Genomic DNA, 4,197 nt, shown 5'->3' with positions numbered 1-4,197 from the left:
GCACAAGAACGTGGTGATTTCCTGCAAGCTGAACTGAAAAAACTGGCGGCTGAATTCCCATGTATTGGTAACGTACGTGGTCGCGGTCTGATGATCGGTGTTGAAATCGTGGATGAGCGTAAACCAGCAGACCATATGGGTTCTTTCCCTGCTGATGGCCAATTGGCTGCAGCAATTCAAACCGCTTGTTTCAACAACAAACTGTTGCTGGAAAAAGGTGGTCGTAACGGTACAGTGATCCGTTTACTTTGCCCATTGATCATCACTCAGGCTGAGTGTGAAGAAGTTCTGGTTCGCTTCAAGAAAGCGGTTGCTGAAGCTCTAGTCGCAGTTCGAGGCGCATAATTCATGGTAGATTTTGCAGAACACCGTAAAGCGTTACTCTGCAATGATGCTGCATCTATCGCTGACTATGAGTCGGCGATGGATCAGGCAACCAAAGCGGTTGCAGCATGGTTGCAAAATGACAAGATGTATACTGGCGGTAGCATCAAGGAATTGCGTAGCGCAATTGCGTTCAATCCTTCTAAAGAGGGTCTGGGCGTACAAAAGTCTTTAGAGCGTATGGTTGAGCTATTCCTCAACAAGAGCTTGAAAGTCCATCACCCGCATTCGCTTGCACATTTGCATTGCCCAACGATGGTCACTAGCCAGATCGCGGAAGTGTTGATTAATGCCACTAACCAGTCAATGGACTCTTGGGATCAAAGCCCAGCGGGTTCTTTGATGGAAGTGCAGCTAATTGACTGGCTACGTCAGAAAGTTGGCTATGGTTCAGGTCAGGCGGGTGTATTCACTTCTGGTGGTACACAATCCAACCTGATGGGCGTATTGCTGGCGCGTGATGCCTGTATCGCAAAAAACTGGAAAGACGAAAACGGTAATCCGTGGTCTGTTCAACGTGATGGTATCCCAGCGGATGCAATGCGTAACGTTAAAGTCATCTGTTCTGAAAATGCACACTTCTCTGTGCAAAAGAATATGGCGATGATGGGCATGGGCTTCCAGTCTGTCGTGACTGTTCCTGTTAACGAAAATGCTCAGATGGATGTTGATGCTCTGGAAAAAACCATGGCGCATCTTCAATCTGAAGGCAAGATCGTGGCATGTGTAGTCGCAACTGCGGGTACCACCGATGCTGGTGCGATTGATCCACTCAAACAGATCCGTGAAATCACCAATAAATATGGCGCGTGGATGCATATCGACGCAGCATGGGGTGGTGCACTGATTCTGTCTAATGACTATCGTTCTATGCTGGATGGCATCGAGCTGTCTGATTCTGTGACACTGGATTTCCATAAGCATTACTTCCAGACGATTTCATGTGGTGCGTTCTTGCTGAAAGATGAAGCGAACTATCGTTTCATGCACTACGAAGCAGAATATCTGAACTCTGCTTATGACGAAGAGCACGGTGTACCTAACCTGGTGTCGAAGTCGCTACAAACCACTCGTCGTTTCGACGCGTTGAAATTGTGGATGACTGTAGAAGCGTTGGGTGAAGAGCTTTATGGTTCGATGATCGACCATGGCGTGAAATTGACTCGTGAAGTCGCAGATTACATCAAGGCAACTGATGGTCTGGAACTTCTGGTTGAGCCACAATTTGCATCGGTATTGTTCCGTGTGGTTCCAGCAGGCTATCCAGCTGAGTTTGTCGATGCCTTGAATCAGAACGTCGCGGATGAACTGTTTGCGCGTGGTGAAGCGAACATTGGTGTCACTAAAGTCGGTCAGGTTCAATCTCTGAAAATGACGACTTTAAGCCCGGTTGCAACCCTTGAAAACGTGAAGAACCTGTTGGCACTTGTGCTTGCAGAAGCGGACCGTATCAAAGATTCAATTGCGGATGGGACTTATACACCGCCAATCGCATAAGCGGTTGCAGGTGAAAAAAGGAGATCTAGATGATCTCCTTTTTTATTAGGTTTTGATCCATATATAGATCATCAGCTTCAAGGTGATTAAGCTGCAAATAAAGGATTAAAGCCTTTTTTCCTTAACAGTTTACGGTACATACTGGAGCTGCGATCTGCCGGGAAATGTGCTTCCAGAGATAAGTCTAGCGGTAAAAACTCAGGCTTCTGGTTTTCGACAATCAGACGATCTTCTTCAAAAATCTTCAGATTAAAATCGTAGGCTTCTTCGACGGGTAAGTCTTTATCATAATTACGACAGATAGGAGCAAACAGTCGGGTCTGACGGGCGGTCATCGGTGAAGCAGCATTCATAATCACCTGTTTGGCATCATTAGGGAAATAAATGGTCAGGGTCGCGGTAAAGGGCAGACTAATTTCAAAATGCCGTAGCCATTTAAAATCTTCCTGACCACGCTGATCTAACCCAATCGGATAACGGCCAACACTGCTGATATAGTCGGCACTGAAACCATATTCAGTTTCTGTTGTGGTGTAATTCGGGACTTCAACATCATTCGGATCACCAAAGGTATCCGGATGTACCCAGGCAAAATGGGCTACATCAATAAAGCCTTCTAGCTGTCTGCCAGCAAAACATTTGATGTCTACTTGTGGGCAAACCAGTTGCTGATAATCTGCATCATTCCAATAAGGCATCACTGGAATATTCGGTTCAGCGTCTTTGTCTGCTGTCAGTGAACACCAGATCAGACCATAACGTTCAACCGCGGCATAGGTCCGTAAATGAAACCGATCTGAAATTTTATGCTGTGGATGTGCAGGGATACGGTTGCATTTGCCTTGTATACCAAAACGCAAGCCATGATAAGGACAGACCACGCCTTGACCATTATTTTTTCCCAGACTTAAGGGCACACCACGATGCGGACAGGCATCCTTGGCCACGATCAGTTCATCCTGCATCTTGTAAATAACCAGTGGCATATCTAGCAACATTGTTCCTAGCGGCTGTTCAGAGACATCACGCGCTAAGGCCACTGGATACCAATATTGAGCCAGGAGATGCCAGTCATGTTCTTCAAATGTCATGTGAATCGGTAAATCGGGATTGAAAACTGGAATGGTGGTGCTGTTCATGGTGCTATCACTGTAATTCTTTATTTCAATATAGGCCAATGTGATGTTCTACGAAATTTCAAAGATCAGGACATCCTGTTGCATAAATTCGAACAGGATGTAAGGAAGAATGAGCTATAGACAAAAAAATTAAAGGAAGCGATATTTAAAGCGCTTAAAAACGTATACCGAAAGATACTTCTTCTATTTTCCATGCACAAAATGTGTATTCAGGGCTTTATACCTAATGTGATATGCAAGCTCCATTCAGACAAAATCAGCTAATGTCAGGAAACAACAAAAATATCTGATTCAGGATGAAGAGATGACTAATTTGCATGTATCCCAACCCGTTGGCTGTATTATTCAAGGAAAAATGATACAAGGCGCTGCCGAAAGTTTTGTAGTGATCAATCCTGCTGATGAGCAGGTATTGGCACTGTGTTCCTCTCCCTCAGAAGCACAAATTGAAGACACCATCCGTAGTGCCGAGCAAGCTTTTCATCAATGGAAAAATACGGATGATGCCACGCGACAGTCAATCTTGCATCGTATTGCGGATCGTATTGAAGAACATCGGGAAGAGTTAGCGCGTTTGGTGGTGCAGGAGCAGGGCAAACCTTATGCGCTGGCTGAATTTGAAGTCGGTGGGGCCATTGCCTGGACCCGCTATCAGGCAGAACTCAAGATTGAAACTGAAATCTTACAGGATGATGCCAATAAACGGATCGAACTGCATCATCGGCCTTTAGGGATTGTGGCATCGGTCACTCCATGGAACTGGCCTTTAATGATTGCTGTCTGGCATATCATGCCGGCAATTCGCGCTGGCAATGTGGTCATCAATAAACCTTCAGAATTTACCCCATTGTCGACCCTTCGATTGGGTGAGTTGATTCAGGAAGAAGTTGCACCTGGAGTGGTATCTATACTTACTGGAGGCGGTGAGGTCGGTGCCAAGCTGACAAGTCACCCTGCAATTGCCAAAGTGGTATTTACTGGTTCGACTGCGACTGGACAAAGAATCATGCAGAGCGCAGCAGCGACTTTCAAGCATCTGACACTGGAACTTGGTGGCAATGATGCAGGCATTGTTTTACTCGATACCGACATTCAGGCGATGGCAACCCGAATCTTTCATGGAGCCTTTATCAACATGGGCCAGACCTGTGCAGCATTGAAACGCCTGTATGTACAT

The 4,197-nt window shown here is 45.9% G+C and carries 4 protein-coding genes; 3 read left to right on the top strand and 1 reads right to left on the bottom strand.

The features are described 5' to 3' along the window. Window positions 1-345: aminotransferase class III-fold pyridoxal phosphate-dependent enzyme (locus B4J23_RS13465; protein ID WP_291361309.1), on the top strand; the 345-nt coding region annotated here is incomplete at its 5' end. A gap of 3 nt (window positions 346-348) precedes the next feature. Then, window positions 349-1,881 (top strand): pyridoxal phosphate-dependent decarboxylase family protein, encoded by a 1,533-nt coding sequence (locus B4J23_RS13460; RefSeq protein ID WP_125278393.1) that lies wholly within the window; start codon window positions 349-351, stop codon window positions 1,879-1,881. 86 nt (window positions 1,882-1,967) lie between these two features. On the opposite strand, the gene B4J23_RS13455 is transcribed toward B4J23_RS13460, so the two are convergent. Further along, window positions 1,968-3,020, bottom strand: a complete 1,053-nt coding sequence (locus B4J23_RS13455) for an aromatic ring-hydroxylating oxygenase subunit alpha (RefSeq protein ID WP_291361307.1) — start codon at window positions 3,018-3,020, stop codon at window positions 1,968-1,970. Window positions 3,021-3,324: 304 nt separating this feature from the next. Here B4J23_RS13455 and B4J23_RS13450 point away from each other — a divergent pair. Further along, the coding region (locus B4J23_RS13450; RefSeq protein WP_414631581.1) for an aldehyde dehydrogenase family protein at window positions 3,325-4,197 on the top strand (873 nt) is incomplete at its 3' end.

Source organism: Acinetobacter sp. UBA3025 (assembly GCF_002367915.1).
Lineage (GTDB): Bacteria > Pseudomonadota > Gammaproteobacteria > Pseudomonadales > Moraxellaceae > Acinetobacter.
The sequence above is the reverse complement of the archived record's forward strand: the minus strand, read 5'-3'. Positions and strand labels throughout refer to the sequence as shown.

Bases quoted from the DNA above. Each gene is read 5' to 3' on its own strand.
- B4J23_RS13460 (WP_125278393.1), top strand. From the start codon at position 349: ATGGTAGATTTTGCAGAACACCGTAAAGCGTTACTCTGCAATGATGCT.
- B4J23_RS13455 (WP_291361307.1), bottom strand. From the start codon at position 3,020: ATGAACAGCACCACCATTCCAGTTTTCAATCCCGATTTACCGATTCAC.